The organism is Terriglobus aquaticus (assembly GCF_025685415.1).
In the GTDB taxonomy this organism is placed as follows: domain Bacteria; phylum Acidobacteriota; class Terriglobia; order Terriglobales; family Acidobacteriaceae; genus Terriglobus; species Terriglobus aquaticus.
This window is the reverse complement of sequence record NZ_JAGSYB010000001.1, coordinates 3,503,432-3,517,216: the sequence shown is the minus strand read 5'-3', so window position 1 is coordinate 3,517,216 and position 13,785 is coordinate 3,503,432. Positions and strand designations below refer to the sequence as shown.

General features: G+C 64.0%; 12 protein-coding genes. 8 read left to right on the top strand and 4 right to left on the bottom strand.

The features are described 5' to 3' along the window. The first annotated feature begins 3 nt into the window (after positions 1 to 3). From pheA to OHL12_RS14505, 5 genes are read left to right on the top strand one after another with little or no spacing between them, the layout of a single operon-like run. The gene (pheA, locus tag OHL12_RS14525) at positions 4 to 273 is read left to right on the top strand and encodes a chorismate mutase (protein ID WP_263414536.1); all 270 of its coding nucleotides are present in this window, start codon (positions 4 to 6) and stop codon (positions 271 to 273) included. A 47-nt stretch (positions 274 to 320) separates the two neighbouring features. After that, positions 321 to 1,340: a 3-deoxy-7-phosphoheptulonate synthase gene (gene aroF / locus OHL12_RS14520; protein ID WP_263414535.1), complete on the top strand. Its 1,020-nt coding sequence runs from the start codon at positions 321 to 323 to the stop codon at positions 1,338 to 1,340. A gap of 15 nt (positions 1,341 to 1,355) precedes the next feature. Next, positions 1,356 to 2,042, top strand: a complete 687-nt coding sequence (locus OHL12_RS14515) for a dienelactone hydrolase family protein (RefSeq protein WP_263414534.1) — start codon at positions 1,356 to 1,358, stop codon at positions 2,040 to 2,042. Positions 2,043 to 2,055: 13 nt separating this feature from the next. Next, positions 2,056 to 2,928, top strand: coding sequence for a prephenate dehydrogenase (locus OHL12_RS14510; RefSeq protein WP_263414533.1), 873 nt, complete (start codon positions 2,056 to 2,058; stop codon positions 2,926 to 2,928). 29 nt (positions 2,929 to 2,957) lie between these two features. Beyond that, on the top strand, positions 2,958 to 4,193 hold the full coding sequence (locus OHL12_RS14505; protein ID WP_263414532.1) for a threonine ammonia-lyase: 1,236 nt from the start codon (positions 2,958 to 2,960) through the stop codon (positions 4,191 to 4,193). A gap of 138 nt (positions 4,194 to 4,331) precedes the next feature. On the opposite strand, the gene OHL12_RS14500 is transcribed toward OHL12_RS14505, so the two are convergent. Together OHL12_RS14500 and bla are read right to left on the bottom strand one after the other, a co-directional pair. Next, on the bottom strand, positions 4,332 to 5,606 hold the full coding sequence (locus OHL12_RS14500) for a molybdopterin molybdotransferase MoeA (RefSeq protein WP_263414531.1): 1,275 nt from the start codon (positions 5,604 to 5,606) through the stop codon (positions 4,332 to 4,334). 336 nt (positions 5,607 to 5,942) lie between these two features. Then, entirely contained in the window at positions 5,943 to 6,791 is an 849-nt protein-coding gene (gene bla, locus OHL12_RS14495) for a subclass B3 metallo-beta-lactamase (protein ID WP_425583484.1), read from the bottom strand. 149 nt (positions 6,792 to 6,940) lie between these two features. Here bla and OHL12_RS14490 point away from each other — a divergent pair, with 149 nt between their 5' ends. Further along, positions 6,941 to 8,776: a glycoside hydrolase family 35 protein gene (locus OHL12_RS14490; RefSeq protein WP_263414529.1), complete on the top strand. Its 1,836-nt coding sequence runs from the start codon at positions 6,941 to 6,943 to the stop codon at positions 8,774 to 8,776. A 79-nt stretch (positions 8,777 to 8,855) separates the two neighbouring features. Beyond that, a complete protein-coding gene (locus tag OHL12_RS14485) occupies positions 8,856 to 9,620 on the top strand; it encodes a carbohydrate-binding family 9-like protein (RefSeq protein ID WP_263414528.1) in 765 nt (254 codons plus the stop codon). A gap of 27 nt (positions 9,621 to 9,647) precedes the next feature. Here the strand turns inward: OHL12_RS14485 and OHL12_RS14480 are convergent, their stop codons facing one another. After that, positions 9,648 to 11,222: an NAD(P)/FAD-dependent oxidoreductase gene (locus OHL12_RS14480; RefSeq protein ID WP_263414527.1), complete on the bottom strand. Its 1,575-nt coding sequence runs from the start codon at positions 11,220 to 11,222 to the stop codon at positions 9,648 to 9,650. A gap of 5 nt (positions 11,223 to 11,227) precedes the next feature. After that, on the bottom strand, positions 11,228 to 12,193 hold the full coding sequence (locus tag OHL12_RS14475; protein ID WP_263414526.1) for a glycosyltransferase: 966 nt from the start codon (positions 12,191 to 12,193) through the stop codon (positions 11,228 to 11,230). 112 nt (positions 12,194 to 12,305) lie between these two features. Here OHL12_RS14475 and OHL12_RS14470 point away from each other — a divergent pair, with 112 nt between their 5' ends. Continuing rightward, positions 12,306 to 13,631, top strand: a complete 1,326-nt coding sequence (locus OHL12_RS14470) for a sugar MFS transporter (protein WP_263414525.1) — start codon at positions 12,306 to 12,308, stop codon at positions 13,629 to 13,631. Positions 13,632 to 13,785 lie beyond the last annotated feature (154 nt).

Genomic DNA, 13,785 nt, shown 5'->3' with positions numbered 1-13,785 from the left:
ACGATGGAAATCGCAGACTGGCGGCAGAAGATCGACGGACTGGACGAGCAGATTGTGGCGCTGCTGAACGAGCGCGCCCGGGCTGCCACAGAGATCGGCGCAATCAAGCAAAAGACCGGCGCCAACATCTATGAGCCAGACCGCGAGCAGGCCGTCTTCGCGCACGCAAAGCAGGTCAACAGCGGTCCGCTGAAGGACGAAGACCTGATCGACATTTACGAACGCATCATGGACGTGATGCGCTCCCTGCAAAAACGCACACCGCAGTCGTAATTCCCTGCGCCACACACCCGGCGCGCGAAAAAGAGAGACAGAACGCAATGATCGTAGTGATGCAGAAGGACGCCAACGACGAGCACATCCAGGCCGTCATTGAGCGCATGGTGGAGTTGGGTTTCGATGTGCACCGCACCAGCGGCGCGGGCCAGATGATGCTGGCCGGCGTGGGTACGCCCGCGCAGTTTGACGTGGCAGAGTTCCAGGTACTGCCCGGCGTCTTTGAGGCGTATCGCATCAGCTCGCCGTACAAGCTGGCAGGCCGCTCCTTCCGCCCGGACGGAACGAAGATCACCTTTCCCAACGGCGTGGTTGTTGGCGGCGACCAGGTGACCATCATGGCCGGTCCGTGCTCGGTCGAGTCGCGCGACCAGATTCTGCTCTCCGCACAGCAGGTGAAGGCGGCGGGCGGACAGTTCCTGCGCGGGGGCGCCTTCAAGCCGCGCTCCTCGCCGTACAGCTTCCAGGGCATGGGCATCGAAGGCCTGAAGCTCCTGCGCGAAGTCGGCGACATTACCGGCCTGCTCATCATCACGGAGGTGATGGAGATCGCGCAGATCGAGCCCATGCTGCCGTACATCGACTGCTTCCAGGTGGGCGCGCGCAACATGCAGAATTTCAATCTGCTGCGCGAACTGGGCCACGTGCGTAAACCCGTGCTGCTGAAGCGCGGCATCAGCGCGACCATCGAAGAGGTCTTGCTCTCGGCTGAGTACATCCTGAGCGGCGGCAACTACGACCTGATGTTGTGCGAGCGCGGCATTCGCACCTTTGAGACCTACACGCGCAACACCATGGACATTAGCGCGATCCCTGTGCTGAAGAAGCTGACGCACCTGCCCGTCTTCGGCGATCCGTCGCACGGCGTGGGCAAGCGCGAGTTCGTTCCGCCCATGGCGCTGGCGTCAGTCGCCGCCGGTGCGGACGGCCTCTTGATGGAAATGCATCCAAATCCGGACAAGGCCATGAGCGACGGCGCGCAATCGCTCTTCCCCGACCAGCTCAACAAGCTTGTCGACCAACTGCGTCAGCTCGCACCCGTCGTCGGCCGCAACGTAGCGTAACCAACAGGAGCAACAATGAACACCGAGTGGGTGCAGTTGAAGGCAGAGGACGGCAACGAGTTGGCCGCATACGTGGTGCGGCCAGACGGCGAGCCGAAAGGCGCGCTGGTTGTCGTGCAGGAGATCTTTGGCGTCAACCGCCAGATCCAGAAGTCGACCGAGGAGTGGGCATCGCACGGCTATCTTTGCATTGCGCCGGCCATGTTCGACCGTATCGAGAAGAACGTGAATCTCGAGTACAACCAGGAAGATTTTCAGAAGGGCTTCGGCCTGATGAAGCAGTTCAGCGAAGGCCTGGTCGACCAGACCAAGGACGTGAAGGCCGCCGTCGAGTGGCTGCGCGCAGAGACTGACGCACCCGTAGGCGTCGTTGGCTACTGCTTCGGCGGCACCATGGCGTTCCTCTCCGCGACTCGGCTTGAGATCGACGCCGCTGCCGGCTACTACGGCGGAGCAATCGCGCAGTTCGCAAATGAAGAGCCGCAGTGCCCGGTCATCCTGCACTTCGGCGCGGATGACGAGTACATCCCGCAGGCCGCGCGCGACACGATTCAAACCGCGCATCCTGAGGTGCCAATCTTCGTCTACGAAGGGGCGGGTCACGCCTTCGAGCGCTCCGTCGACCCGAACCATTACCGCGCTGAGGCCGCAACGCTGGCCAACAAGCGTACGTTGCTCTTCCTCGAGCAGCACTTCGGGTAAGCAGGAGCAGACGTTGCCGGCGAAGCGAATCACGATCATCGGCACCGGCCTTATCGGCGCATCCATCGGCCTCGCCCTGCGCGAGGCCGGTTTTGCTGGCCTGATCACCGGCATTGACCGCAGCGCCGACGAACTGCGCACCGCCCTCGATCGCGGCGCCATTACGCACCTGGCGCAGTCTCCGGAAAAGCAGCGCGCGGCGGTGCAACGTGCCGACATCGTTGTGCTCGCCGTGCCCGTGCTCGCGATCCTGCAATGGCTGGAGCAGCTTGCGCCCGTCATTCAAGACGGCCAATTAGTTACCGACGCGGGTTCGACCAAGCTGAACATTGTGGAGACCGCGCGCCGCCTTCTGCCTGGCCGCTTTCTGCCAGGCCATCCCATGGCAGGCAAGGAAAGCGGCGGTGCGGCGCTGGCGGAAGCCGCACTCTTTCGCGGGGCCACGTGGATTTTTACGCCCGACACATCGCCCGCCGCGGTTGCCTTCTCGGGCTCGTCACAGGCACTTACAACGGAGTGGCGCGGATGGGTGGAGCGCTTCGGCTCCAAGATCATCGACATGCCAGCGGACCGCCACGACGAGATCTGCGCGTGGGTCAGCCACCTGCCGCAGATGCTCAGCACCGCACTGAGCGCTCTGCTGGAAGACACGTTCGGCGATGATCCGGATCTGCGCGCCATCGGCGGACGCGCGCTGCGCGAGATGACCCGCCTGGGATCGTCGCCTTTCAGCATGTGGCGCGACATCGCTCGCACCAATGAAGCTCCGCTGGCGCACACGCTGCTGATGCTGGAGCAGCGGCTGCAGCATTTGCGCGAAAACCTGCGCACGCCCGCGCTACGCGACGAGTTCACCAAGGCGAACAACTTCCGTCGCACTCACTAGGTGCGTGTCCGGTAAGCTAACGGAACCCGATGCCTGAAACACACTTAGATCTTGCCGTCACGCTTGCTGACATCCAGGCCGCGCGCGAACGTGTGCGAGACTCGGTCGTCTACACGCCATGCGATCGCTCGCCCATCCTGAGCGGCCTGACCGGCCAGGAAATCTTTCTCAAGCTCGAGAACCGGCAGATGACTGGCGCGTTCAAAGAGCGCGGAGCGCTGAACCGCATCCTGACGCTGTCAGCGGAGCAGAGCGCCCGCGGCGTGATCGCCGCCAGCGCGGGCAATCATGCGCAGGGCGTTGCGTACCACGCGACGCGTCGCGGAATCCGCGCGACGATCGTAATGCCGGAAACAACGCCGCTGGTCAAGGTGACGGCCACCCGGCGCTTTGGCGCAGAGGTCGTGCTGCACGGCGCGAACTACGACGCGGCGTATGCGGAAGCGGTGCGGCGTCGCGATGCAGAAGGTCTGACGTTCATTCACCCTTTCGACGATGCAGAGGTGATCGCCGGGCAAGGCACGATCGGCCTTGAGATTCTGGAGCAGGTCAGCGATCTTGACGCCGTGGTGGTGCCGATCGGCGGGGGCGGCCTGATCGGCGGCATTGCCTGCGCGGTGAAGTCGCTGCGGCCGACCGTGCGCGTGATTGGCGTGCAGACCGCGCGCCTGCCGAGCATGCAGGCTGCCGTTGCGCAGAACGCACCGGTAACACTGGCAGCCGCGACGACCATTGCGGATGGCATTGCGGTTCGCCGTGCGGGATCGCTGACGCTGCCGCTGGTCGAGCGGTTCGTCGACGAGATTGTGACGGTCGAAGAAGACGAGATCGCCAGCGCGATTCTGACCCTGCTGGAACGCGAAAAGATGCTGGCAGAAGGCGCCGGTGCGACTGCGCTGGCAGCGCTGTTGCAGCGGCGGACGAGTCTGCCAACCGGCGCGCGAACCGCGGTTCTTGTGTGTGGTGGCAACATCGACGTAATGCTCTTGAGCCGCATGATCGAGCGCGGCCTGGTGCAGGACGGACGCTTGATTCGGCTGCGCATTCACCTGTTGGACCGCCCGGGTGCGCTGGTGGAGTTGTCCCAGTTGATTGCAGCGCACCGCATCAACATCGTGGACACGCTCTACAACCGGTCGTACTACGGCGTGAACCTGGGCGACACGACGATCGACATCACCATGGAGACTCGCGGTCCTGAGCAGGTGGCGGAACTGCTGGCTGCGCTGGATGAGGGTGGCTATCACTACGAGCGGGTCCAGTAAAGCCGCCCCCCTGCCATTTTTGTAAGTTCTTCATTGCAAACAGGTTGCGCTGACGCTTCGCCGGAAGTTCCTCGTGCGGAAGAACTTCGGCGTAAGTTCCTGCTTTTGCATCACTTGCGCTGCGGTCAGGTACCGTGCCTAGCGAAGCAGCACCTGCACGTGGGTGCCTTTGTCAAGCTGAACGGCATCCGGTGGGACGACGAGGTAGCAGTTGGCGCGAGCGTTGCTGTGGAGGTCGCCGGAGCCCTTCCAACCTGTCGGCTCAACAACGGTGCCCTCCAGACCGGCGGTGAGCCGGGCCGGAAGAAACCGGGTCAGGCCGGGGGAGACCTGCACCGGTTGCGTGAGCTGAGCGGCAGCGAAGGCCGGCTGCGGGTTCACTTCGCCACCGAGTGCACGAAGCATGGGCAGCGCAAACAGCATCGCGGTCACCTGGACACTGACCGGATTGCCCGGCAGCCCGAAGATCCACTGTGTCCTGGTCGCGCTCGCCGGTTCGGGCGGGTTTTCGACATCGGTCATGCGGCCAAATACGGCAGGCTTGCCCGGCTGCATGCGCACCCCTGTGAAAAGAAACTGCGCGCCGCGCGAGGCGAGCACCGGCTCCACGAGGTCATATTTGCCGGCGGAAACGCCTCCGGAGAGGACCAGCATGTCACAGCCGGCGGCGCGAGCGATGGACCGCTCCAGCGACTCGCGGGTGTCTGCCGCGACCGGCAGGAGCCTGGGCTCGCCACCGTTCTGCCGAACCAGCGCGGCGAGGGCATAGGCATTGCTGTTGCGAATCTGCTGGGGACCGGGCGTCTGCTCGACGGAGACAAGCTCGTCTCCTGTGCTCAGAATTGCAACCGTTGGTCTGGCGTAGACGGAGAGATGGTGCCGGCCGACGGAGGCGGCGAGAGCAATTTCCGCCGGACCGAGCCGGACGCCGGGCCGTAGCAGGATGTCCCCCGAGCGAGCTTCGGCACCCTGCGGAACGATGTTTTCGCCGGGCGAAAGGGTCCGGCTGGGAAGCAGGATGTCGCCGTCACGCTTCGCGTGCTCGACCATCAGGACAGCATCTGCACCCGCCGGGGCAGGGGCGCCGGTCATGATCTCCAGGGCTTCCCCAGGCTGCAGAGGCGCGCCGGTCCACTCCTCGCCCGCGCGAATGGCACCAACAATGCGAAGCGTCCGCGAGGACTCGAGATCCGCGGCGCGAACCGCGAAGCCGTCGCGAGTGCTACGTGGAAAGGGTGGCTGGTCGCGGTCAGCGTGGACAGCTTCGGCTAAAACCCTGCCCAGCGCCTGTTCCAGCGGGATGTTTTCGTTCGGAGGCGTGGGCTGGCTGGCAAAGGTGTCCTGAACCATCCGCAGCGCTTCCGCGCAGGACAGCAGGATCTCTGCGGCTGGAACTGGAATTGGCGTTTGCATGCACCCAGTTGGATGCAGGGGATGCAGCTGGCTGGAAGGAATTGAAGTGTGGCCACCGGGCGCAGATTTGCACTGGACAGGGCCGCTGCGCTGGGCGAATATATGGCGAATATCAGGAGTGGGCGGCGCGTCCTTTCCGGGCAAAACGGGTTTGAGCAAGGCAGCAGGCCTTGCCTCTGGCCTGTGGCGGTTGCCCGGTACAAGCCACCGCCCAGCCTGCTGCACCGGGCCGTGCGTGGACTCACCCGCGGGTGGCCTTGCCGGGATCCGCACCGCGGGCCGTCCCCGCAGGCCCGGTGCAGCAAGAATATGCTCGGCCGCGTGCAGTCAGCGGACTCATTGCTGCTGCTGCAGTGCTCGTTCGAACTTGGTCTGAGCCTCTGCAACGAACGCTCTGTAGCCGGCCGAATCGACGAAAACGCGCGGTCCAACTGTGGGGTACTGCCGCAGCTTGTCGAGCATGTGGAAGTACTGGCCGTGCGCACCGAGGAAGAGGTCGCACGGCAGATTGCGGAGAGTGGCGAAGGTGTGCGTGAAGTCCTGAGCGATGCCGGGATAACTGGCAGGATGGCCGGCAGTCGCGGTGAAGCGGTACTCCGACCAGAAACTGGTGCCACCGACGATGACTACGTCGCGCAGGACGGTCGCGGGGTCCCCCGGCATGTGCACCCGCATGGTCCACGTGGTGCAACCGCGGGTGTGACCTGCTGTCTTGTGCGCAGTGAGCGTGACGCCGCCCAGCGTGACGGTGTCGCCGTCGTGCAGGACGCGATCGACGTGCACGGGTGCGTAGCTCGGCACGTTGTTCGAGGGAGCGAGGAAGTCGGTCTTGCCGCCGGTCTCCGCGACGCTTACATCGCCGTCCATGACCATGTTTCTGGCGTGGGTCTCGCGCACCACCTCTGCCGCGCCAGCCATGTGGTCGAAGTGAGCCTGGCCGTTCAGGAGAATCTTCGTATCCTGCCAGCGGAAGCCGAGCTGCTCGACGCTTGCCCGAATCTGCGGTGGCGACGTCGCGAGGTTGGCGTTGATGAGGATGTTGCCCCTGGGCGTGACGATCAGGTAGCTGGCGAGGTCCAGGCTGCCGACGTAGTAAAGGTTGTCTGCGATGCGAAAGGGCGCGATGGGCGTGATCCAGGCGGGGTCCTGGTCGGCGCGGAGGGACAACGGTGTGCCGAGCAGCATGGCGAGCAGAAGGAGCAAAAGGATGCGCACGCCTTGATTGTGCGCCGGCGCTTCCCTGCTGCCTATGACTTCAGGTGAGCTTCTAGAATGCAGGCATGATGCAGCAGCGGCTTTCGCGGTTCCCTCGTTCTGTTGGTCGTTGTTGTTTCGTGCTCACGGGACTGCTGCTGTGCGGCGCCCTGCAAGCGCATGCGCAGACGGCGGCGGATCACAGCTTTCGCGTGGCGGACGGCAAGTTCCTGCTGGATGGCAAGCCGTTTCAGATCATCTCTGGCGAGATGCACTACGCGCGTGTTCCGCGGGAGTACTGGCGGTCGCGGTTCCGCATGGCGAAGGCGATGGGGCTGAACACGATCACGACCTACGTCTTCTGGAACGTGCATGAGACCGAGCCGGGCAAGTACGACTTCAGCGGCAATGCCGACGTGGCGGAGTTTGTGCGTGAGGCGCAGCAGGAGGGGCTGTACGTGATCCTGCGGCCCGGGCCGTACGCGTGCGCGGAGTGGGAGTTTGGCGGCTACCCGGCTTGGCTCTTGAAAGACCCCGATATGAAGGTGCGGTCACGCGATCCGAAGTTTTTAAAAGCGGCTCGGCGGTGGATGCTGCGGCTGGGCAAAGAGGTGGCGCCGCTGCAGATCGGCAATGGCGGACCCATCATCGCGGTGCAGGTGGAGAACGAGTACGGGTCTTACGGCGACGACCACGAGTACATGGAAGACATTCACCACATGCTGATGGACGCCGGCTTTACCAAGGCACAGTTGTACACGGCCGATGGTGCGGATGAGTTGACTCGTGGATCCTTGCCGGAGCTGCCGGCGGTGATCAACTTCGGCACGGGCGAGGCGAAGGGCGAGTTCGCGAAGCTGCACAAGCTGCGGCCGCAGGGGCCGTTCATGTCTGGTGAGTACTGGGCCGGGTGGTTCGACCACTGGGGCGCGAAGCACGAGACGCGCAGCCCACAAGAGGAAGCGGACGAGGTGGGATGGATGCTGAAGCAGGGCTACTCCGTGAGCATGTACATGTTCCACGGAGGCACCAGCTTCGGATTCATGAACGGAGCGAATGCGGACGGGGCGAACTCCGAAGGCAAGAACTACCAGCCCGACGTGACCAGCTATGACTACGACGCGCCGCTGGATGAGAGCGGGCGCGAGACACCGAAGTACGACCTGCTGCGGAAGACGATTGCAGAGGCGACTGGAACGACGCCAACGCCGGTGCCGACGATAGCGCCAGCGCAGCAGTTTGCGCCTGTGCACATGACGGGCGCGGTGCCGCTGTGGAGCGTGTTGCCGAAGCCGGTGCCGTCGCAACAGCCGCTGGCGATGGAAGAGCTGAACCAGGCGTATGGCTACGTGCTGTACCGCACGACGATGCAGGGGCCCGTGCAGGGCGAGGTAAACCTGGGCAAGCTGCACAGCTATGCACAGGTGTACGTGAACGGTCGGCTGATAGGCACGGTTGACCGCCGCTACGACCAGCACGCTCTGCCGCTGGATCTGCCAGCCGGCCCGGCGGTGCTGGACATACTGGTGGAGAACACGGGCCGCGTGAACTACGGAAAGGCGATTCCGGGAGAGCGTGTTGGGCTGCTGGGCGGTGTGAACGTGGGTGGCAGGCCGGTGACGGGTTGGCAGAACTTCCCACTGCCGCTGACCGACCCGACGCAGTACAAGTACACGGCACAGGCGTGCAGCGGGGCGTGCTTTTACCGCGGGAGCTTTACTGTTCCCAGGCAGGCCGACACGTTCCTGGACACCAGCGGCTTCACCAAAGGCCAGGTTTGGGTGAACGGGCACAACCTGGGCCGCGTGTGGGACGTGGGTCCGCAGAAGGCGCTGTACCTGCCGGGGCCTTGGCTGCGCAAAGGCACGAACGAAGTAGTGGTGCTGGATTTGCAGGGGCAACCCGGAGTAAAGGTGTGGGGACTGGATCATCCTGACCTGGATGGTGCGGTCATCCGGCCGGCGACGATGAAGTAGGGCGCGTAGGCTCCGCTGGAGTGGTGGGTACTCAGAGCGGCAGGGTTGACGAACGGGTTTGGCGAAGTTGAGGAGACAGATGAATCGGATTACGTTGGGCGCGCTTGCGCTGGTTGGGCCGATGAGCGTGACGCCGGTAGCGATGGCACAGGAGACTCGGCAGGTGCCGCCGCCACTGCACTACGCGGTGCATCATGTGAGCACGCCGCCTGCCATGGATGGCAGGTTGGACGACCCTGCCTGGAGCAAGGCCGAGTGGACCAGCGACTTCGTGGACATCTTAGGCGGCTCCGCGCCAACGCCGAAGTACAAGACGCGCGTGAAGATGCTGTGGGACGACAAGAACCTGTACATTGCCGCTGAACTGGAAGAGCCGAACGTACACGCGAAGCTGACGGAGCATGACTCCGTCATCTTTCACGACGACGACTTCGAGTTCTTCATCAAGCCCGTGGTCGATGGCGAGTCGTATTACGAGTTCGAGATGAATGCGCTGAACACGACGTGGGACCTGTTCCTGAACAAGCCGTACCGGTTTGGCGGCAAGGCCGACAATAGCTGGGAGGCAACGGGTTTGAAGAGCGCCGTGCATGTGAACGGCACGCTGAACCAGCCGGACGATACGGACCGCGGATGGACGCTGGAGATCGCGCTGCCGCTGAACTCGTTTGCGTCGCGGCAGCAGGTGACGTTGCCGGGGAACGGGACGACGTGGCGCATCAACTTCAGCCGCGTGGAATGGCTGCCCGGTCACGAGCACGAGGAGAACTGGGTGTGGTCGCCGCAGGGCGTAGTGAACATGCACGTGCCGGAGCAGTGGGGATACCTGGACTTCCGGAAGTAGAGCGCAGCCGCACGCGGTGGGGCGGGCCTATCTGGATTCGTGGTAGGCCTGCTCTGCGTTCACGGACCAGAGCGCGGCTGGGTCAAAGGTGCCGCTGACGATCTGGTCGACGGCGAGCATCGCGGTCAGCATGCTGTGGTCCTGGTTGTTGTAGCGATGCTGGCCGTTACGGCCGATGGGAAAGAGATTGCAGAAGTGCGCAAGGTAGTCGCGGACTTCGCCGAAGCCTTCGTAGGTGCCGAAGTAGGCAGGGTAGGCCTTGGGTGCGCGCACGACGCAGGCGTCCAGAACACTGCCAGCCTGAATCACGCCGATGCTCTCAAGTTCGCGCGCGGCGAAGGTCTGCAGGGCCGCGTCGGGCATGCTCCATAGATCGTCGCCCTCGCTGCAGACATATTCGAGGCCGAGCCAGGCGGTGTCTTCGTTCGCGACCATGTCGGGCGACCAGTTGTTGAAGATCTGCAGGCGCGTCATGCGGACGCCGGGTTCCTGGATGTAGATCCAGTTGTCGCGCAGAGGCGAGCCGTCGGATTCGGTGAGTGCGAGCTTTTGCACGAGCACGCCGACGGTGAGGAAGTCGCGGAACTGAAGGCCTTCTGCGATGGCCCGCACGTTGGCCGGGGCGGGCTCGCTGAGCGAGTCGATCAGCTGCGGAATGGGCATGGTGCTGAACACGAAGTCAGCGCGGAAAGCCATGGTTCCGCCGTTCGCTTGTGCTGCTTCCACGCCCTGAATGCGGTCGCGATGGACGCAGAGGCGATGGACCGTGGTGCCGTGGTGGATCGTGCCGCCGAGGGCGAGGATCTCGTCTCCGGCGCGTTGCCACATATGGCCGGGGCCGAGTCTGGGATAGAGGAACTGGTCGATCAACGAGGTTTCGCGGGCTGGGCTGCACGCTTGTGATGCTCGGGTCTTCGGCTTCGCGCCGCCGAGGCCCGGGATGCAGTTGCGCACGGCGGCGAGTAGCGACAGGCCGCGGATACGTTGCGCGCCCCAGTCGGCGCTGATGTCGGCGCAGGGCGTGCCCCACAGCTTTTCGGTGTAGCTCTGGAAGAAGGTCTGGTAGAGCTCTCGACCGAAACGGTTGATGAAGAAGTCTTCCAGGTTGCGCTCGGGGCGGTTTGGACGCAGACGAACGCGCAGGTAGCTGGCGGCAATGCGCAGGGTGCGCCAGAAGCCCAGGCCGCGCAGCGTGTTTGCGTTGAGTGCGAGCGGGTAGTCGAAGAACTTACGGGCGAAATAGATGCGGCTCTGGCGCGGGCGCACCAGGAGGACGTCACGCCGGTCGGTTTCGCAAGCAGAAACAGGGTCGATCGAACTAGTGTCTGCACCGGCCTGCGTTTGCAACGGCAGCAGTTGCTGCCACCACTGGTTCACGCGTTCACTGCGCGAGAAGAAGCGGTGGCCGCCGATGTCGATGCGGTTGCCCTTGTATTCGACGGTGCGGGAAAGGCCGCCGATTGCGTGGCTGGCTTCGAGGACGACTGGTTGAATGTCTGTGCGGCGAAGCAGTTCCAGAGCGGCGGTCAAACCTGCAGGACCGGCGCCGATGATGACGGCGGTGCGGCGGTGCGCGTCGTCGGCGCGCTGCGATGAAGCCACGGGACTCAGGCGTTCTGCCGATTGGTCTGGTACTGCTTGCGTAGGGCACCACGCACTTGGTTGATCGCGACCACCCACGGCACGACCAGCGAAAAAGCGAGGCGCGCCAGGAGCACGCGTGGGCCGAGACTGCGCACGTGCTTCCAATCCAGGCGATAGGCGAAGTAAATCTCCAGAGCGAGCACCAACAGAAACGGCCAGATGGTGAGTGGCAGCAGAGCGAGCGCGGCGACCTCTGCAACGCAGCGGAGGACGTTGCGCATGAGCCGCGCGAAGCGCAGGCCGGCGATGCCGTCGCCGCGGCTGTAACTGCTGACCTGCCATACGGCGGTCGAGAAGGTGTGGTGCGGAATGTAGATGGCCTTGGCGTTGTCCGCCGGCACGGTGCGCGCGACCGCCCGCATCTGCTGGTCGAAGAGGACGTCGTCGGCGTGAAAGAGCGATTCTGGGAAGCCGCCGACGCGTGCCCAGGCGGAGCGGGTAAAGGCGACCGAGCGCGCCGCGCAGGATTTGCTGGGCTCCGTGGGTGCGAGCTTCACGCCGAGGAAGGGAGCAGAGGCGATGTCCCATACAGTGCTTTGCGCGAGGTCGAGGCGGGAGCCGCCCAGCGTGTAATCGGCGGTGCCGGATCGCAAAGGCGCTGTGATGTGGTCGACCCAGGTGGAGTCGTACAGGCAGCCGGCGTCGGCACAGGCGATCAGATCGCCGCGGGCGCTGGTGATGGCGACGTTGCGGCCGCGGGCGATGGGGCCGATGACGTGCTTGCGGTTGCAGGTCTCATCGCGAATGGGGAGCAGATTCGGCATTGTTGCCTGCGCTGCGACCAGCTGCTCCCAGGTTCCGTCGGTGGAACCACCGTCGACGATGACGATGTCGTCGGGGGCCAGGGTCTGCATCTGCATGGACGCGAGCAGGCCGCCGATGGTTTCGGATTCGTTGAGTACAGTCGCGATGACAGAGACAGTCGGCACTGCAGCCAGTGTACCGACACGAACGAGAGAGAAGGCCGAGTGGTGACGTTGTGAGTGGGAACGGTTTACTCTCGAAAGGCTGCATTTCTTTTGATTTCGAGGCAAGTTGACCATGGCCATTTCTGCGGCAAGTACCGCGTATGCTCCCGGGCAGGCAAAGACCGACTACCGCGCGATGTCGGTGGCTACCGTTCTGTTCTTTATGTGGGGTTTCCTCACCGCGCTGAACGACATTCTGGTGCCGCACCTGAAGTCGATTTTTTCGTTGAGCAACGCGGAAGCGGCGCTGATCCAAACGGCATTCTTCGGGGCATACTTCCTCTTCGCACTGCCCGCGGGCAAGCTGGTGGAGCACCGCGGCTATAAGCAGACGATGGTGATCGGCCTGCTGGTGGCCGCGGTAGGTGCGCTGCTGTTTATCCCGGCCGCCCGCAGCATTTCGTACCCGCTGTTTCTGGGCGCCATGGTGGTGCTGGCGGCGGGCATCACCATGCTGCAGGTTTCCGCGAATCCGTACGTTGCCAGCATCGGACCGGTGGGCACAGCGAGCAGCCGATTGAACCTGTCGCAGGCGTTCAACTCGCTGGGAACGACGGTTGCGCCCTACCTGGGCTCCATCCTGATCCTGGGCGCGGCGGCAGAGCTGACGACCGCACAGTTCCAGGCACTGTCTCCGGCGGCTCGCGGCGCCTACCAGACGCAGCAGGCCTCCACCGTGACGATGCCGTACCTGGTGATCGCCGGTCTGCTGGTGGTGCTAGCGGTTGCGCTGGCAGCGATCCGGCTGGAGCGCCGCCAGAATCTGACGGTGGACTACCGGCCGATCGCTGGATTCGGCGGAAGCATTTGGCAGGAGAAATGGCTGCTGCTGGGAGCAGTGGGAATCTTCCTGTACGTGGGTGCTGAGGTGAGCATCGGCAGCTTCCTGATCGGCTACTTTGGCCGGCCCGAGTTGGGCGGCCTGTCTGCGCAGACCGCGGGCAAGCTGGTCGCGTACTACTGGGGCGGCGCCATGGTGGGCCGGTTCCTCGGTTCAGCGATCCTGACTAAGGTGCGCACGGGCTTGCTGCTGGGTCTGTTTGCAGTGATCGCGTTGGTGCTGGTGCTGACCAGCATGACGACGACCGGCTCCGTTGCCATGTGGAGCATCCTGGCGGTGGGCCTATTCAACAGCATCATGTTCCCCAGCATCTTTACACTGGGCCTGGCTGGGCTGGGCGACCTGACCAGCAAGGGATCGAGCCTGATGGTGCAGGCGATTGTGGGTGGGGCGATCCTGCCGTGGATCTATGGCAAGCTGGCGGACCGCATCGGGTACCAGCATGCGTTCGTGATCCCGGCACTGTGCTACGTGTTCATCGCGGTATTTGGCTTTGCGGCCGCGCGCCGCGTGGTGGTGACCGACCCGCGTGCGGGCGGGCCGGTGGAGCCGTTGTAGGCTCCGCTTCCCTGATCACGCTCATACGGAACCCCACGGCGTTGCAGTCGCCGTGGGGTTCTTTGTTTGCGGACAACTGGGGATTGACGGAACTGTGACGTCGACAATTGTCCTCTTTGCTAGACTGAGACGTTGAAACCCCACAACTGCAGCC

Excerpts from the sequence above, each read along its gene's own strand:
- pheA (WP_263414536.1), top strand. The coding sequence starts at position 4 with ATGGAAATCGCAGACTGGCGGCAGAAGATCGACGGACTGGACGAGCAG.
- aroF (WP_263414535.1), top strand. The coding sequence starts at position 321 with ATGATCGTAGTGATGCAGAAGGACGCCAACGACGAGCACATCCAGGCC.
- OHL12_RS14515 (WP_263414534.1), top strand. The coding sequence starts at position 1,356 with ATGAACACCGAGTGGGTGCAGTTGAAGGCAGAGGACGGCAACGAGTTG.
- OHL12_RS14505 (WP_263414532.1), top strand. The coding sequence starts at position 2,958 with ATGCCTGAAACACACTTAGATCTTGCCGTCACGCTTGCTGACATCCAG.
- OHL12_RS14500 (WP_263414531.1), bottom strand. The coding sequence starts at position 5,606 with ATGCAAACGCCAATTCCAGTTCCAGCCGCAGAGATCCTGCTGTCCTGC.
- bla (WP_425583484.1), bottom strand. The coding sequence starts at position 6,791 with ATGCTGCTCGGCACACCGTTGTCCCTCCGCGCCGACCAGGACCCCGCC.
- OHL12_RS14485 (WP_263414528.1), top strand. The coding sequence starts at position 8,856 with ATGAATCGGATTACGTTGGGCGCGCTTGCGCTGGTTGGGCCGATGAGC.
- OHL12_RS14470 (WP_263414525.1), top strand. The coding sequence starts at position 12,306 with ATGGCCATTTCTGCGGCAAGTACCGCGTATGCTCCCGGGCAGGCAAAG.